Source organism: Streptomyces sp. NPDC001292, assembly GCF_042896465.1.
Classification (GTDB): domain Bacteria; phylum Actinomycetota; class Actinomycetes; order Streptomycetales; family Streptomycetaceae; genus Streptomyces.
Map to the genome: position 1 here is coordinate 125,575 of NZ_JBIAXG010000004.1, position 14,924 is coordinate 140,498.

The 14,924-nt window shown below is 70.3% G+C and carries 9 protein-coding genes and 3 pseudogenes; 7 read left to right on the plus strand and 5 right to left on the minus strand.

All coding sequences use genetic code 11. The annotated features are described in order from the left end of the window. Positions 1-43: 43 nt before the first annotated feature. From ACFY4A_RS07105 to ACFY4A_RS07115, 3 genes are all read left to right on the plus strand, one after another. Positions 44-3,496, plus strand: a complete 3,453-nt coding sequence (locus ACFY4A_RS07105) for a ThuA domain-containing protein (protein ID WP_390828383.1) — start codon at positions 44-46, stop codon at positions 3,494-3,496. A gap of 359 nt (positions 3,497-3,855) precedes the next feature. Continuing rightward, positions 3,856-4,584 (plus strand): sugar phosphate isomerase/epimerase family protein, encoded by a 729-nt coding sequence (locus ACFY4A_RS07110; RefSeq protein ID WP_390828520.1) that lies wholly within the window; start codon positions 3,856-3,858, stop codon positions 4,582-4,584. Positions 4,585-4,843: 259 nt separating this feature from the next. After that, entirely contained in the window at positions 4,844-7,192 is a 2,349-nt protein-coding gene (locus ACFY4A_RS07115) for a glycoside hydrolase family 95-like protein (RefSeq protein ID WP_390828384.1), read from the plus strand. Here ACFY4A_RS07115 and ACFY4A_RS07120 read toward each other — a convergent pair. From ACFY4A_RS07120 to ACFY4A_RS07135, 4 genes and pseudogenes are all read right to left on the minus strand, one after another. Beyond that, positions 7,111-7,331 (minus strand): annotated as a pseudogene (locus ACFY4A_RS07120) (MGMT family protein); the annotation flags it as partial. The gene ACFY4A_RS07115 and the pseudogene ACFY4A_RS07120 overlap by 82 nt on opposite strands. A gap of 408 nt (positions 7,332-7,739) precedes the next feature. Beyond that, entirely contained in the window at positions 7,740-8,582 is an 843-nt protein-coding gene (locus ACFY4A_RS07125; protein ID WP_390828385.1) for an ABC transporter ATP-binding protein, read from the minus strand. Then, positions 8,579-9,598 (minus strand): ABC transporter substrate-binding protein, encoded by a 1,020-nt coding sequence (locus tag ACFY4A_RS07130; RefSeq protein ID WP_390828386.1) that lies wholly within the window; start codon positions 9,596-9,598, stop codon positions 8,579-8,581. The genes ACFY4A_RS07125 and ACFY4A_RS07130 overlap by 4 nt, the downstream gene beginning before the upstream one ends. A 39-nt stretch (positions 9,599-9,637) precedes the next feature. Then, on the minus strand, positions 9,638-10,501 hold the full coding sequence (locus ACFY4A_RS07135) for an ABC transporter permease (protein WP_390828387.1): 864 nt from the start codon (positions 10,499-10,501) through the stop codon (positions 9,638-9,640). A 258-nt stretch (positions 10,502-10,759) separates the two neighbouring features. Between ACFY4A_RS07135 and ACFY4A_RS07140 the strand changes: the two genes are divergently transcribed. After that, positions 10,760-11,800: a LacI family DNA-binding transcriptional regulator gene (locus ACFY4A_RS07140; protein ID WP_390828388.1), complete on the plus strand. Its 1,041-nt coding sequence runs from the start codon at positions 10,760-10,762 to the stop codon at positions 11,798-11,800. A gap of 95 nt (positions 11,801-11,895) precedes the next feature. After that, the gene (locus ACFY4A_RS07145) at positions 11,896-13,068 is read left to right on the plus strand and encodes a mandelate racemase/muconate lactonizing enzyme family protein (RefSeq protein WP_390828389.1); all 1,173 of its coding nucleotides are present in this window, start codon (positions 11,896-11,898) and stop codon (positions 13,066-13,068) included. Between the two features lie 222 nt (positions 13,069-13,290). Here the strand turns inward: ACFY4A_RS07145 and ACFY4A_RS07150 are convergent. Further along, a pseudogene (locus ACFY4A_RS07150) lies at positions 13,291-13,500 on the minus strand (MarR family transcriptional regulator); the annotation flags it as partial. A 2-nt stretch (positions 13,501-13,502) separates the two neighbouring features. Here ACFY4A_RS07150 and ACFY4A_RS07155 point away from each other — a divergent pair. Both ACFY4A_RS07155 and ACFY4A_RS07160 read left to right on the plus strand, forming a co-directional pair. Beyond that, a pseudogene (locus ACFY4A_RS07155) lies at positions 13,503-13,769 on the plus strand (aldo/keto reductase); the annotation flags it as partial. Positions 13,770-13,869: 100 nt separating this feature from the next. Continuing rightward, the gene (locus tag ACFY4A_RS07160) at positions 13,870-14,664 is read left to right on the plus strand and encodes an SDR family NAD(P)-dependent oxidoreductase (protein WP_390828390.1); all 795 of its coding nucleotides are present in this window, start codon (positions 13,870-13,872) and stop codon (positions 14,662-14,664) included. Positions 14,665-14,924 lie beyond the last annotated feature (260 nt).

Here is a 14,924-nt window from a genome sequence, read left to right on the forward strand (position 1 = left end):
TCCATGTCCCGCAGGAAGTTTTCCCACTCGCACCGGGAGCGCCATGAGTCCACTGGTCCGCAGCACTCGGTCACCCCTTCCCGTCCTCGCCGTACTCCTCGCCCTCCTCACCTGGGCCGTGGCCGCGTCGGCGCCGGCGCACGCCGACCCGCAGTTCCGGGTTCTGGTCTTCTCCAAGGTGACCAACTTCCGTCATGACTCGATCCCCGCCGGGGTCGAGGCCATCAAGAAGATGGGTGCGGAGAACAACTTCGAGGTGGAGGCGACCGACGACTCGGCCGCCTTCACCGACGCCAACCTCTCCCGCTTCCAGGCGATCGTCTTCAACAACACCAACTCCACCCCCGAGTCCGGCGACCTGCTCAACGCCGACCAGCGCGCCGCCCTCCAGAAGTACATCCGCGGCGGCGGCGGCTGGATCGGCCTGCACGCGGCCTCCGCCAGCGAGCGCGACTGGGACTGGTACGAGGGCCTGGTCGGCGCCATCTTCGACCAGCACCCGGCCGTCCAGACCGGCCGGGTCAAGGTGCTCGACCAGGTGCACCCCTCCACCGAGGGCCTCCCGGACCTGTGGGAGCGCACCGAGGAGTGGTACAACTGGCGCGTCAACCCCACCGGAAAGGTCCACACGCTCGCGCAGATCAAGCAGCGTGACGGCATCACCGGCCTGACCCAGGGCGTCGACCACCCGTGGTCCTGGTGCCAGAACTACGAGGGCGGCCGGTCCTGGTTCACCGCGGGTGGCCACGACTCCTCCGCTTTCTCCGAGCCGCTGTTCGTCAAACACCTTCTCGGCGGCATCGAGTGGGCGGCCGGGGCCAGGGCCGGCGACTGCTCCGCCACCAAGACCGGTAGTTTCCAGCGCACCCCGCTGGTCACGGACGGCCTGGCCGACCCGTTCGAGCTGGCGGTCGCGCCCGACCGGAGGGTCTTCTTCATCGAGCGCACCGGCAAGTTGAAGGTCGTCGACCAGGGGAGCCTGAAGGTCACCACCGCGCTGGACTTCCAGTACACCCCCGAGATGACCAGCCAGTCGGACGGGCTGCTCGGCCTCACCCTGGACCGGCACTTCGCCGACAACCACTGGCTGTACCTGCTGTACTCGGACAAGACCGAGAATCGCCTCAACCTCTCCCGCTTCACCGTCTCCGGCTCCACCGTCGACACGGCCTCCGAGAAGCGGCTGCTGACCATCCCGACCCAGCGGGGCGAGGCCCGCGCCAACGTGCACATGGCCGGCTCGCTCGCCATGGACACCAAGGGCAACCTCTACGCGGCGACGGGCGACAACACCGACCCGTTCGAGTCCGATGCCTTCACCCCGATCGACGAGCGCGAGGGCCGCCGTGCCTTCGACGCCCAGCGCACCGCGGGCAACACCAACGACCTGCGCGGCAAGGTCCTGCGCATCCACCCGGAGGTCGACGGCACGTACACCGTGCCCGAAGGCAACCTCTTCGCACCCGGGACGGACAAGACCCGCCCCGAGATCTACGTGATGGGGATGCGCAACCCGTTCCGGATCACCATCGATCCGCACGACGACGCGCTGATGATCGGCGACTACGGTCCGGACGCCAAGAAGGAGGTGCCCGACCGCGGCCCCGAAGGCACGGTCGAGTTCAACCGGGTCACCAAGGCAGGCAACCTCGGCTGGCCGTACTGCATCGGCAACAACATCCCGTTCAGTGACTACGACTTCGCGACGAGGACGTCCGGCCCGAAGTTCGACTGCGGCGCGCCCGTCAACGACTCGCCGAACAACACCGGCCTGCGCGAACTGCCGCCCGCCCAGCCCGCGGTGGTGTGGTACGCGTACTCCGCCTCGAAGGAGTTCCCCGAACTCGGGGCGGGCGGTGGCGGCCCGATGGGCGGGCCCGTCTACGCGTACGACAAGGACAACCCGTACAAGTCCAAGTTCCCGGCCTACTTCGACAAGAAGTGGTTCACCTACGAGCTGACGCGCCAGTGGTTCAAGACCTTCTCGTTCCAGCAGCAGGACCAGTCGTTCGAGAACTCCCGCTTCCCGGACGCCAAGAAGGGCGAACTGCTGTCGATCAACTCCGTCTTCGCGGACATGAAGTGGAACCAGCCCTTCGAGGCGGAGTTCGGTCCTGACGGCGCTCTGTACGTGATCGACTTCGGCCTCGGCAGCGGAACCGGACGCGGCGGCAGCAACGAGGGGTCGGGCATCTACCGCATCGACTACGTCCAGGACGGACTGCTGCCGACCGCGAAGGTGGCGGCCGACCCGGACAACGGTCCCGCGCCGCTGACGGTGCAGTTCTCCAGCGAGGGGTCGGGCGTGCCGGGCGGGAAGCCCGTGACGTACGCCTGGGACTTCGACGGGAACGGGACCGTCGACTCGACCGAGGCCAACCCCACGCACACCTACCGCGACAAGGGTGCGTTCACCGCCCGCCTCACGGTCACCGGTCCCGGCGGGCTGGAGGCCGCGGCGGTGAAGGACATCACCGTCGGCAACACCCGCCCCGAGGTGACGATCCAACAGCCACCGAACGGCGGGATGTTCGCCTTCGGTGACACCATTCCCTTCAGGGTCAAGGTCAAGGACCCGGAGGACGGAACGATCGACTGCGAGCGTGTGGTCGTGCAGTCCCAGCTCGGCCATGACACGCACCTGCACCCGCTGGACAACTACACCGGGTGCGAGGGCGAGATCGTGACCGACACCGGTGACAGCCACGGCCCGGGCCAGAACCTCTACGCGGGGATCAGCGCGCAGTACGAGGACAAGGGCGCCCCGGGCGCGCCGGCCCTCACCGGCTCCGCGGCGCTGACGCTGCGCCCCAAGTTCCGCGAGGCCGAGCACTACACCCGCACCGGCGGCTCCAACGGCGGCGCGCAGATCGGGGACCGGTCCGACGCCTCCGGCGGCAAGCGGCTCGTCGAGATCGAGGACGGCGACTGGATCAGGCTCGACCCGGTTCACCTGAAGGGCATCGACTCGGTGACCGTCGGCGCGGCGTCCGGCGGCATCGGCGGTGACGTGGAGTTCCGGGTGGGCTCGCCCACGGGGACCCTCCTCGGCACGGCCCACATCCCCAATACCGGTGGCTGGGGCAACCTCGTCTCGCCGACGGTCGATCTGGCCGACCCGGAAGGGACGGTGAACCTGTACGTCGTCTTCCGCAACCCGGAGTGGTCGGCCGGCAAGGCGGATCTGCTGGCTCTGGACTGGCTGCACTTCAACGGTCCCGGCGTCCAGCAGCGGCCCGCGGGCAGCGTGGAGGTCACGGCCTCGCCGTCGCAGGGCGGCGCGCCGCTGGCCGTGTCGCTCGAGGGCACGGCAAGCCTTCAGGCCGGGCGGACCGTGCAGTCCTACCACTGGGACTTCGGTGACGGCAGCAAGACGGCGAACACGGCGACGGTCCAGCACACCTACGCCCGCAAGGGCAGCTACACCGCACACCTCACCGTCACCGACAACAAGGGACACACGACAACGGGAGCGGTCCGGATCAGCGTGAGCTGACGGTCCGCAGCGTGCGGCCTGTGCGGCCCCCGCCGCACAGGCCGGTGGCCGGGCTCGAGAGGGCCCGGCCACCGCGAAAGGCCATACGGCGACCACCCTTCTTCGCTCCCCACCAACCCACCGCTCATCGGAGGCGACAGCACATGGACGGCGCACAACGGCACGCAACGCGCAGCCCGGGATCGGAAGCCGCGCACCGGCATGCAACAGGACCCGGCAGGCGGTTGTTCCTCGGCGGCCTGCTCGGCGTCGCGGCGGCAGCGGCGACGGCCGGCTCGGCGAGGGCGGCGACCGGCCCTGCCGCGAGCACCTCGGCCGAGGCCGGGCAGACGCGGCCGATCCCGCCGAGCGCGATCGGCATGCACCTGTACACCATGCGCGACCCGCTGGCACGGGACTTCGAGGGCACCCTCGAGAAGCTGGCGGCCATCGGCTACGCGACCGTCGGAGTGAGCGGCCGCCACGGGCACAGTGCCGCCGACATTCGGCGGATGCTGGACGCGACGGGTCTGAAGGCGGTACTCGAACACGTTGGATACGACACGGTCACGGGCAGCGGTCTGCCCCAGGCCCTCGAGGACGTCCGCACGCTCGGCGGGAAGTGGATCGTCGTACCGAGCCTGCCAAGCTCCCTGCTCTCTCCGGAGGGCTACCGGGAGGCCGCGCGCAAGCTGAATCAGGCGGGGCTGACGGCCCGCGAAGCCGGGCTGAAGGTGCTGTTCCACAATCACGAGCCGGACCACAGGACGGTCAACGGGCAGATGCTGTACGACATCCTGCTCGCGGAGACCGATCCGCACCTCGTCGGCTTCGAACTCGACCTGTACTGGGCGGCGAAGGGCGGTGCCAAGGACCCGGCCGACTACTTCACCGAGAACCGGCACCGCTTCCCGGCCCTGCACGTCAAGGACATGGCGCCGAACGGCGACTTCGCCGACGTCGGCTCCGGGGTCCTGGACTTCCCCCACATGTTCGGCTCGGCGCGACGAGGCGGCGTCAAGCAGTGGCTGGTCGAACACGACCGCCCGGCCGATCCCTTCGCCTCGGCCCGCACCAGCTACGAGTACCTGCGGGACGTGCGGTTCTGATCCGCGGCCTGTGACCCCGTGGCCCGTCCGGCCCAGGTGCTGGGCAGACCACGGGGTCTCGCATGCGGGCGCTGGGCACGAGGGCGCTGGTCGAGTTGTTCGCCTGCCTGCTGATGCGGGGGCGTGGCTCGGTGCCGCGATCTGGGGCTGATAGATCGGATGTCTCGCAACGTATTGACGATCCCGTGGACCACCTCTACCTTGCAAGGCTGGGATAGATCCGATGAATTGTTGCTCAGCCCGAGCCCCGGGAGGCGTCATGCCGAGACCGTCCAGAAGAACCGTGCTCGCGACCGGCTCCGCGTTCAGCGGAGCGCTACTGGCCGGAGGGCTGCCGACACCCGCTCGGGCGGCGGACGCCCCGGAACACGGGGCCTCACCCGCGACGGGTCCGGGCCGTGTCGACGCCCCCGACGACGCCTGGCGCACGGTGCTCGACGACGCCGATCTCGTCTGGCGCCGCATGCCGAAGACCTGGTACGAGGGTCCGTATCTGGGCAACGGTCTGCTCGGCTCCGGGATCTACGCGGAGCCCGGTGCCGGGACGAGGGCCGTCCGCTTCAATGTGCAGCACTCCGAGGTGCAGGACCACCGGCCCGAGTTCGGCTCCCTCTTCGGCCTCGCGCGGCTGCCGATCGGGCACTTCACGCTGGAGCCGGTCGGCACGATCACGGGCCTGGACTGGCGTCTGGGACTGCGCGACGCCGAGCTGACCGGCACGCTGACCACGGACCGCGGCACCCTCGCGCTCCGCGCCTTCGTCCACACCTCCCGCTCGGTGCTGGCCGTGGAGGTGACCCCGAGCGAGGGCGAGCGCGACTTCCGCTGGGTGTTCCACCCGGCGAACGCGATCAGCCCGCGCGCCGCCTTCATGCCGCTGCCCGACGGGTACCGAGGCAATCCGCCCGCCGAGGTCGAGGAGCACGACGATGTGTCGGCCGCCGTGCAGCCGTTGCTCGCGGGCGGGCAGCACGTCACCGCCTGGCGCGAGCGCACCCGCGACGAGCGGCGCACTCTGTACGTGCATGTGGCGCACTCGTTCCCCACGTCGACGGCCCGCGACCGCGCGCTGCGCGCGGTGCGCGACGTCTCCGTGTTGCCGTACGAGGCGCTGGCCGTCGCGCATCGCGCCTGGTGGCACGACTTCTACCGCAAGAGCTTCCTGTCCCTGCCCGACGCCCGCATCCAGCGGTTCTACTGGATCCAGCTCTACAAGGCCGCCTCCGCCGCGCGCCGTGACGCGCCCGTGATGGCGACCTGCGGCCCCTGGCTGGAGTCCACGCCCTGGCCCAACACCTGGTGGAATCTGAACGCGCAGCTGGAGTACTGGCTGATCCACGGTTCCAACCACCTGGAACTCGACGCCGTCACACGCGCGTTGAGCGAGTTCCGGGACAACCTCGCGAAGGAGGTGGCGCCCCCGTACCGCGGCGACTCGCTCGGCATCCCCCGCACCACGGACCCGTCCCTGGTCAACGGCGCGGCAAGCACCCTCACCGGCTACGGCGTCGGCATCCCCGGCCAGAGCCCGCCCACGCCGGAGGTCGGCAACCTCACCTGGGCCCTGCACAATGTCTGGCTCAGCTACCGCCACACCATGGACGAGTCGATCCTGCGCGATGTCCTCTTCCCCCTTCTGCGCAAGGCGATCAACTACTACCTGCACTTCCTGGAGCCGGGCGCGGACGGCAAACTGCATCTGCCGGCGACGTTCTCACCCGAGTACGGCGGCAACTCCCGCGACTGCAACTACGACCTGATGCTGCTGACCTGGGGCTGCCGGACGCTGCTGGAGTCGGCCGAACTGCTCGGCATCGACGACGAACTGGCCCCGCGCTGGCGCGAGGTCCTGGCCAAGCGCGTGCCCTACCCGACGGACTCCAACGGCTTCATGATCGGTGCCGATATCCCGTTCGCGAAGTCCCACCGTCACTACTCCCACCTGCTCGCCGTCTATCCGCTGTACGAACTCACCGGCCGCACCCCGGACGAGAAGGCCCTGATCGAGAAGTCCCTGGCCCACTGGGTGGGCTTCGAAGGCGCCCTGCAGGGCTATACGTTCACGGGCGCGGCGTCGATGTCGGCCCTCCTCGGCAAGGGCGACGACGCGCTCAGGTACCTGGGCCAGCTGATGAGCCGCTTCATCCAGGCCAACACCATGTACAAGGAGTCGGGCCCGGTCATCGAGACGCCGTTGTCCGCCGCACAGTCCCTGCACGACATGGTGTGCCAGTCCTGGGGCGGCGTGATCCGCGTCTTCCCGGCGCTGCCCGCCGCCTGGCGCGAACTGACCGTGCACGACTTCCGCACCCAGGGCGCGTTCCTGCTGAGCGCGGTCCGGGAGGCCGGGGCGACCCGCTGGGTTCGGCTGGTCAGCGAGGCCGGCGCGCCCTGCGTGGTACGCCATGGGATCGCGGGGCCGGTCGACGTCCGGGACGGGCGGGGCAAGCCGCTCGCGTACGAGGACGCGGGCGACGGGGCGATCCGCATAGCCCTCGGCAAGGGCGAGTCGGCGCTGATCACGGTTCAGGGCGACCGTCCCGAACTGCGGATCGGACCGGTCACGCCGAACGCACCGGCACCCGGCTGGGGGCTGCCCTCGGCTTGAGCCCGCTGGGTCCGTCGGATCGCGTGCTCGAGCGCGAGCAGGTGCTGCTTGCGCTCAAGCCGCCCGCGTATCCGGTGAGCGAGCCGTCGGCGCCGATGATGCGGTGGCAGGGGCGCACAGTCAGCGGTGGACCGGCGCCGACGGAAGAGCGAGTACGCCGTCTCCCAGGGTCCGTACCCTCTCCGGCACGTCCCGCCACGGCGAGCCCGTTCGCACCCGCCACCAGATCGCGTTTGAAAGCCTGCCGGCGGTCCCGCGGCCGCCGGCCCGTCTTCGACGCCGGCGGCAGCCACGGTTCCAGCCGCTCCCACTGGTCGTCTGTCAGATCCCCACGAGCCACCTGAGGATCGTTCCACGACCTTGATCAACATTTCGAACAGGCCCTGGGGCCGGGGCCGGAACCGAAGCCGGTTCCGGCCCGGGCAGCTCGGTCCACGCCTGCCACGCGTGCGCCGGGAAGGGGTGGGCCGGGAAGGGGTGGGGCCTTCGGCCGCCGAGGCCGCGTAGGCACCCCGAGGCCGGCGCCGGGGCGGCAGGGCGGCGCCCGTCAGTCGGCCGCCGAGGCCGCGCCCAGCAGAGTTCGGATACGGGCCGTGGCGCGGCGGAACTCCGGGCGGCTCATGGTGTCGGTGTAGTCACGTTCCGGCGGCAGGCCGACATCGATGATCTCGGTGATCGTGCCGGGCCGTGCACTCATCACCGCCACGCGGTCCGCCAGGTACGCCGCTTCGGAGATCGAGTGGGTGACCAGCAGGACAGTGGTGCCGGTCTCCCGCCAGATACGGTTCAGCTCGACGTTCATCTGCTCGCGGGTGAGCGCGTCGAGGGCACCGAAGGGCTCGTCCATGAGCAGCACCGGCGGCTCGTGCAGCAGCGCTCGGCACAGCGCCACGCGCTGCTGCATTCCGCCGGACAGTTCGTGCGGGTACGCGTCCTCGAAGCCGGTCAGGCCGGTCATCTCGATGAGTTCGGCGGCCCGGGCACGGGCCCGGTCGGCGGACATCTTCCGCATCTCGGCCTGGAGGAGGATGTTCCGCCGTACTGTGCGCCATTCGAGCAGAGCGGCGCGCTGGAAGACGTACCCGATGTCGGGGCGAGGCGCGGTGACGTCCTCGCCGTGCAGCCGGACGGTGCCCGAGGACGGCCGCAGCAGCCCCGCGACAAGCTTGAGCAGGGTCGACTTGCCGCACCCGGACGGTCCGACGATGGCGACGAACTCACCGGGCGCGACGTCGAACGAGACGTCCCGCAGGGCGGTGACGTCCTTCTTCTTCGTACGGAACCGCACCTGCACCGCATCGAGTCCGACGGCTGTGGACGACTCGGCTGCGGACGGCTGCCGGCCGGCGTCCGCCCGCGGTGTACGGAGGGTCTTCTCTCCCATCGTCATCCCTTCGGGGCCGCGCTGGTGTCCCAGTACTCCGAGACCGGCTTGGCGTTGCGGACCATGCCGACCTGGGCGAAGAGGTCGACGGTCTTCTGCCAGTCCGCCTCGGTGTTGACGCCCGGTGCCTTGCCCTGGGTGGCGTCGGTGTGCAGCAGGGTCAGCGTGGTGGCGAACTGTTCGGACAGGACCTTCTCGGGCGGCAGTTGGCCGGAGGCGCCCGCCATCGAGGCGACGGCGGGACCCGGGCTCTTCTCCGCCGCGGCCCACGCCTCGCTGGTGGCCTGGGCCATGCGCTTGGCCAGGTCGGGGTCGCGGCTGAGGGTGCGCTGCCCGGCGATGAGGCCGTTGGAGTAGAAGTTGAGCCCATGCTCGGAGAAGCGCAGGTAGGAGACCTTCTTGCCGGCCTTGTTCTGCATGGTGGGGCCCTGGTCGCTGGCGTATCCGAGCAGCGCGTCGGTCTGGCCGGAGATCACCGCGGCGATCTTGCCGGCGGGGTCGGTGTTCTGGATCTTCACGTCGGACTCGGCGATCCCGTTCTTCTCCAGGAAGACCGGGAAGGTCCTGGAGAGGGCGTCACCGGCGGTTCCCGCGATCGTCCTGCCCTTGATGTCCGAGGGCTTGTCGATGCCCTTGTCGGCGAAGAACTGCACGGACGCCGGGGTGGTCTGCAGGAACACGCCCAGGCTCTTGACCTTGACTCCCTGGTCCACGCCCGCGAGGACGGCCGGGGTGTCCGCCCAGCCGAAGTCGGTCTGACCGGCGGCAGTGGCCTGCACGGTCTTCTGCGAACCTTGTCCGGCCCGGATCTGCAGGTCGATGCCGTGCTTCTCGTAGATCTTCTGCTGCTTGCCGTAGTAGAAGGGCGCGTGCTCGCCGTAGGGATACCAGTTCAGCGTGAGCGTGACCTTGTCGAGTTCCTTGCCCGACGCGCTCGTGGTCTTGTCCGAGCCCTCGCCGCCGCAGGCGGTGGCGAGCAGCAGCAGTGGGACGAGGACGGTGGGCAGTCTGCGCAGGTGCATGGTCCGGCCCTTCTCGGAACGGGGAGCGGGAAGTTGCCTTCAGTACGCGGTGCTGACGGCGTCGCCCCGGCGGCTGGCGTGCCAGGGGAGCAGGAGCTTCTCGGTGATCTCCACGACCACGAAGAGGACGACACCGATCAGTGACATCACCAGGAGCCCGGCGAAGAGCATCGGGGTGTCGAGATTGCCGTTGGCCTGGAGGATCACATAGCCGAGACCTTCGTTGGCACCGACGAACTCGCCGACGACCGCACCGGTGACCGCCAGCGTGACGGCCACCTTCAGACCGGAGAACAGGTGTGGGAACGACGCCGGGAAGCGGATCTTGACGAAGGTCTGGAGCGCGCTCGCGCCCATGGTCTGGGAGAGCTGGATCATCTCCGGGTCCACCGACTTCAGGCCGGTCACCATGGAGATGACCACCGGGAAGAAGGCGATGAGCACGGCGATGAGGATCTTCGGCGCGATGCCGAAGCCCAGCCACACCACGAACAGCGGCGCGATGGCGATCTTCGGGATCACCTGGGCGAACAGCAGGATGGGATACAGCGTCTTCTCGACGGTCGACGAGTAGACCATCACCACGGCCGCGAGGACGCCGACGACGACCGCGATCACGAAGCCCAGCAGCGTCTCGTACGTGGTCACCCAGCTGTGGTGCCAGAGGTAGCCGCTCTTGGTGGCCATCAGGTCCAGGGTCGCGCCCGGCGAGGGCACGAGGTAGGGCTCGACCAGGCCGCCGGCCGAGACGGCCCACCAGGCGACGAGGCACGCGAGGAGCAGGGCGAACGGCCGCCACGACCGCTCAGCCGCCTCGCCGAGCCGTTCGGCCGCGCCGCGCTGCGCGCGCTCCTTGACTCCCGCCGGGGAAGCGGGAGTTCGGCGGACGGCGCTCTGGCTCATGGGTGAACTCCTCTGACGTCGGGTCGTGGCGAGGGAAAGGAGTCGTAGGGATTCGTTTCGGAAAACGCTTCCAGAAAGCGCTTTCTGCTATGCTCTGCCACGTTAGGGACAGCGCGTACGAATGGTCAATAGGGCGTCAAGAGGTTTCCGGACCTTGCCGCGCCTGTGGCCCTGGTGCGATCTGGGGGTGCCGTGAACCGACCCGTAAGCCGAGACAACGCGCCTGTACCCGAACGGCCCGGGCGGGCACGGGCGCACGTGACCCTGGACGCCGTCGCCCGTACCGCCGGGGTCTCCGTGGCCACCGCCTCGCGTGCACTCAACGGCACCGGCCGGGTCAGCGAGGACCTGCGCAGGCGCGTGCTGCTCGCCGCCGAGCACCTCGCCTACATCCCCAACGCCCATGCGCAGGCACTCGCGAGCGCCCAGAGCTCAGTCGTCGGCGTCATCTGCCACGACGTCGGCGACCCGTACTTCTCCGCCATAGCCAGCGGCGTGACGCGCGCCGCCGCCGCGCGGGACCTCATGGTGATGCTGGCGAGCACCTTCCGCGAACCCGCCCGTGAGGTCGCCTACGTCTCGACGCTGCGCGCCCACCGCGCCCGCGCCATCCTGCTCATCGGCTCCGGCTTCGAGGACGCGGACTGGGAGCGGTCGATGGCCGCGGAACTGGGGCCGTACGTGTCGAGCGGCGGCCGTGTCGCCGTCGTCAGCCGCCACCGCAGCCTGCGGGTGGACACGGTGCTGCCGGAGAACCGGGCCGGGGCGGCGGAACTGGCCAGGGCCCTGATCGGCCTGGGGCACCGGGAGTTCGCGGTGCTGACCGGCCCGCCGTCGCTGACGACGGTCGCCGACCGGCTGCGCGGCTTCCGCGCCGCGCTGGCCGAGCACTCGATCCGGCTGGCCGCCGACCAGGTGGTCGAGGGCGCGTTCACCCGTGAGGGCGGGTACGCCGCGACCGCAGAACTGCTCGCCCGGGGCCTGAGGGCGAGCTGCGTCTTCGCCGTCACGGACGTGATGGCCGTCGGGGCGCTGGCGGCACTGCGCGAAAGCGGGCTCCGGGTGCCGGAGGACCTCTCGCTCGCCGGCTTCGACGACGTACCGATCGTACGGGACCTCACCCCGCCGCTGACCACGGTCGCGCTGCCGCTCGCACGGATGGGAGAGACCGTCCTGGACCTGGCGCTGCGCGAGCCTCGGGGACGGCGCTCGCGCGTGGAGCGCATCCCGGGTGAGGTCCTGCTGCGGGGCAGCACAACACCGTGGCGCGGCGGCACGGCACCGCCGGGGCGGGGGTGACGTCGTACGTCCGACCGCGCACCGACCCCCGGCCGTACGCCCGGCCAGGCTCGTAACGGCAAACCACTTCAGTCACTTCAGACGGAAGGACGCCCATGACACCGCATCGGCTCCCGCTCGGCGATCTGACCATCGACCGCATCACCACGTACGCCGTGGCCCTGCCCACCCGGCGCTCCTTCGGAGTCTCCGGCGGCGCGGTGGCCGTGGCCGGCCGGCCCAGCATCCGCGTCCTGGTACGGGTCGACGCCGACGGCGTGCACGGCTGGGGCGAGGCGACGCCGATCCCCGCGTGGACGTACGAGACCGCGGAGTCGATCGTCACGACCGTCGACCGCTATCTCGCGCCGGCGGTCCTGGGCCGCCCGGCCTGGGATCTCGACGGCGTGGACGCAGCGTTCGACCGTGCCGTCAACCGGGGCTTCACCATCGGCGCCCCGCTGGCCAAGGGAGCCGTCGACGTCGCGCTGCACGACCTGCTCGGGCGGGCGGCCGGCGTGCCGCTGGGCACGCTGTGGGGGCAGCGGAGGCAGGAGACGGTCGAGCTGGGCTGGGTCGTCTCCGGCCAGTCACCGGCGGAGGTCGGCGACAGCGTGGCAGAGGGCGTGGACGCGGGCTACCGGGCGTTCAAGGTGAAGGTGGGGCTGCACGACGAGGAGACGGACGCGGCCGTGGTGGCCGCCGTACGCGAACACGCCCCGGCCAAAGCCCCGTTGTGGGTGGACGCCAACCAGGCGTACACCGTGCCGGCCGCGCTGCGCATGTCCGCCCGCCTGGCCGGCCTCGGGGTGAGCGCCTTCGAACAGCCGCTGCCCGCCAACGACATCGCCGGACTGCGCAGGCTCCGGGACGCCTCACCGATCCCGGTCGCGCTCGACGAGAGTCTGCGCCACCCCACCGACCTGGCGACGTTCGTCCGTCTCGGAGCCGTCGACATCGCCATCGCCAAGGTGCAGCGCAGCGGCGGGCTCACGCTCTCGCGGCGGTTGTGCGCGCTGGCCGAGGACTGCGGCGTACAGCTCATGGGGTCGGGACTCACCGACTCGGACGTGGGGCTCGCCGCCTCGCTGCACCTCTTCGCGGCCTACGGGCTCGACACGCCAGTGGACCTGAACGGCCGCCAGTTCGTCGAGTCGCCCTACGCGGGGCCGACGGTGACGATCGAGAACGGGACGGCGCGGGTGCCCGGCGGTCCGGGGCTCGGCGTCGAGGTCGACGACACCGCGGTGCGGAAGCTGGCTGTGGACGTCCTCGAACAGCGGTCTTGACTTGCTCCTCGGGCTGATGCCCGAGGATTCTGGCCGTCCCACGGGTTGCTGTGCCGCTGCGCGGCACGGTTTCCGTGTGGGATTCCTTGGCTTCCACCACCGGCGTGAACGCCGGTGCACTGCGAATGAATCCCGGTAGCAGGATCGTGGCGCGGGACCCTTCCGTGGTGTTATCGCGGGCGGCGTTCGGTCATACCGGCTGGACGCCGCCTTGCCATTCCCTTGGACGGCCTGGACCAGGGGTGCCGGCACGGGCTCGATGGCTGCCTGGTCGAGGGCCTCGTGCAGGGCGGTGTTGTGGTTGGGGCGGGCCTCCTCCAGCAGGCGCAGGCCGTCGTCCGTGACGGCGGTGTAGATGCCCCGGCGGTCGGTGGGGCACAGGTAGCGCGAGAGCAGTCCACGGTCCTCCAGCCGGGTCACCAGCCGCGTGGTGGGCCTGGAGCCCCCTGGCCCGGGGCGCGGTCCCCGGGGACGAGGCGATCGTGCGAGTCGCCGAGGCGTATGGCGTAACCCCGGCGCAGGTCGTGCTGCGCCGGCACCTGCAGACCGGCAACATCGTGATCCCCAAGTCCGTCACCCCCGACCGCATCCGGCAGAACCTCGACGTCTTCGGCTTCGAGCTCACCGACGCCGACATGGCCGCCCTCACGGACCTCGACCGTGGTCTGCGCACCGGCCCGGACCCCGGCACCCTCAACTGACCCCGAACGCCCCCGGAAGCACCCGTCCACGTCGGAGGGGCGCTCCGGGGGCGCCGACACCGCCGCAGCAGCTCAACAGCCTCAACGAGGGGAACGCACCATGCAGATCGCTCTCTCCGGCCGCACTGCTCTGGTCACCGGTTCCACCCAGGGCATCGGCCACGCCATCGCCACCGGCCTCGCCCGCGCGGGCGCCCGCGTCGTCGTCAACGGCCGCGGTGAGGAGCGCGTCGCCGAAGCCGTCCGCACCGTACGCGCCGACTCCGGCAGCGACGACGTCACCGGCGCGGTGGGCGATCTGGCGACGGAGGAGGGGGCCGCCGCCGTGCTGGAGGCCGTGCCCATGGTCGACATCCTCGTCAACAACCTCGGTATCTTCGGCTCCGCCGCTCCGCTGGAGATCGACGACGCCGAGTGGCGCCGCTACTTCGAAGTCAACGTCCTCTCCGCCGTCCGGCTCATCCGCGCCTACCTGCCCGGCATGAAGGCACGGGGCTGGGGACGCGTCCTCAACCTCGCCAGCGACTCGGCCGTGGCCATCCCCGCCGAAATGATCCACTACGGCATGACGAAGACCTCGCTGCTCGCCGTCAGCCGCGGGTTCGCCAAGGACGCCGCCGGCACCGGCGTCACCGTCAACTCCGTCATCGCCGGGCCGACCCACACCGGCGGCGTCGAGGGGTTCGTCCGCGAACTCGTCGGCGACGAGCTGCCCTGGGACGAGGCGCAGCACGAGTTCATGGTCAAGTACCGTCCCCAGTCCCTGCTGCAGCGCCTCATCGAGCCCGAGGAGATCGCCAACTTGGTCGTCTACCTCGCCTCGCCCTCCGCCTCCGCCACCACCGGCGGCGCGGTGCGGGTGGACGGCGGCTACGTCGATTCCATCCTGCCCTGAGCCCGGCGCCGGCCACGGCGGGGCCGCCCCGACCCGTGCCGCCCGCTCCTGAGCCTGTGGCCGGACCGTCCTCCATCGAGAACGTTCCGGCCACAGGCCGTTTCCCCCGACCTCGCAGGCCGAGGGGACATTCCGATCCTGCCCCCACGCGCACTTAATGCGCGCTTGCATTAACGAGCGCCTGTAAGTAATTGCGTACGCAAGTGAGGCTGCGAAAGAGCGTACGGGGAGGCGCCGAGCGGCTCAACTGCCCCGTTCCA

Excerpts from the sequence above, each read along its gene's own strand:
- ACFY4A_RS07160 (WP_390828390.1), top strand. The coding sequence starts at position 13,870 with ATGCAGATCGCTCTCTCCGGCCGCACTGCTCTGGTCACCGGTTCCACC.
- ACFY4A_RS07130 (WP_390828386.1), bottom strand. The coding sequence starts at position 9,598 with ATGCACCTGCGCAGACTGCCCACCGTCCTCGTCCCACTGCTGCTGCTC.
- ACFY4A_RS07105 (WP_390828383.1), top strand. The coding sequence starts at position 44 with ATGAGTCCACTGGTCCGCAGCACTCGGTCACCCCTTCCCGTCCTCGCC.
- ACFY4A_RS07145 (WP_390828389.1), top strand. The coding sequence starts at position 11,896 with ATGACACCGCATCGGCTCCCGCTCGGCGATCTGACCATCGACCGCATC.
- ACFY4A_RS07135 (WP_390828387.1), bottom strand. The coding sequence starts at position 10,501 with ATGAGCCAGAGCGCCGTCCGCCGAACTCCCGCTTCCCCGGCGGGAGTC.
- ACFY4A_RS07125 (WP_390828385.1), bottom strand. The coding sequence starts at position 8,582 with ATGACGATGGGAGAGAAGACCCTCCGTACACCGCGGGCGGACGCCGGC.
- ACFY4A_RS07115 (WP_390828384.1), top strand. The coding sequence starts at position 4,844 with ATGCCGAGACCGTCCAGAAGAACCGTGCTCGCGACCGGCTCCGCGTTC.
- ACFY4A_RS07110 (WP_390828520.1), top strand. The coding sequence starts at position 3,856 with ATGCACCTGTACACCATGCGCGACCCGCTGGCACGGGACTTCGAGGGC.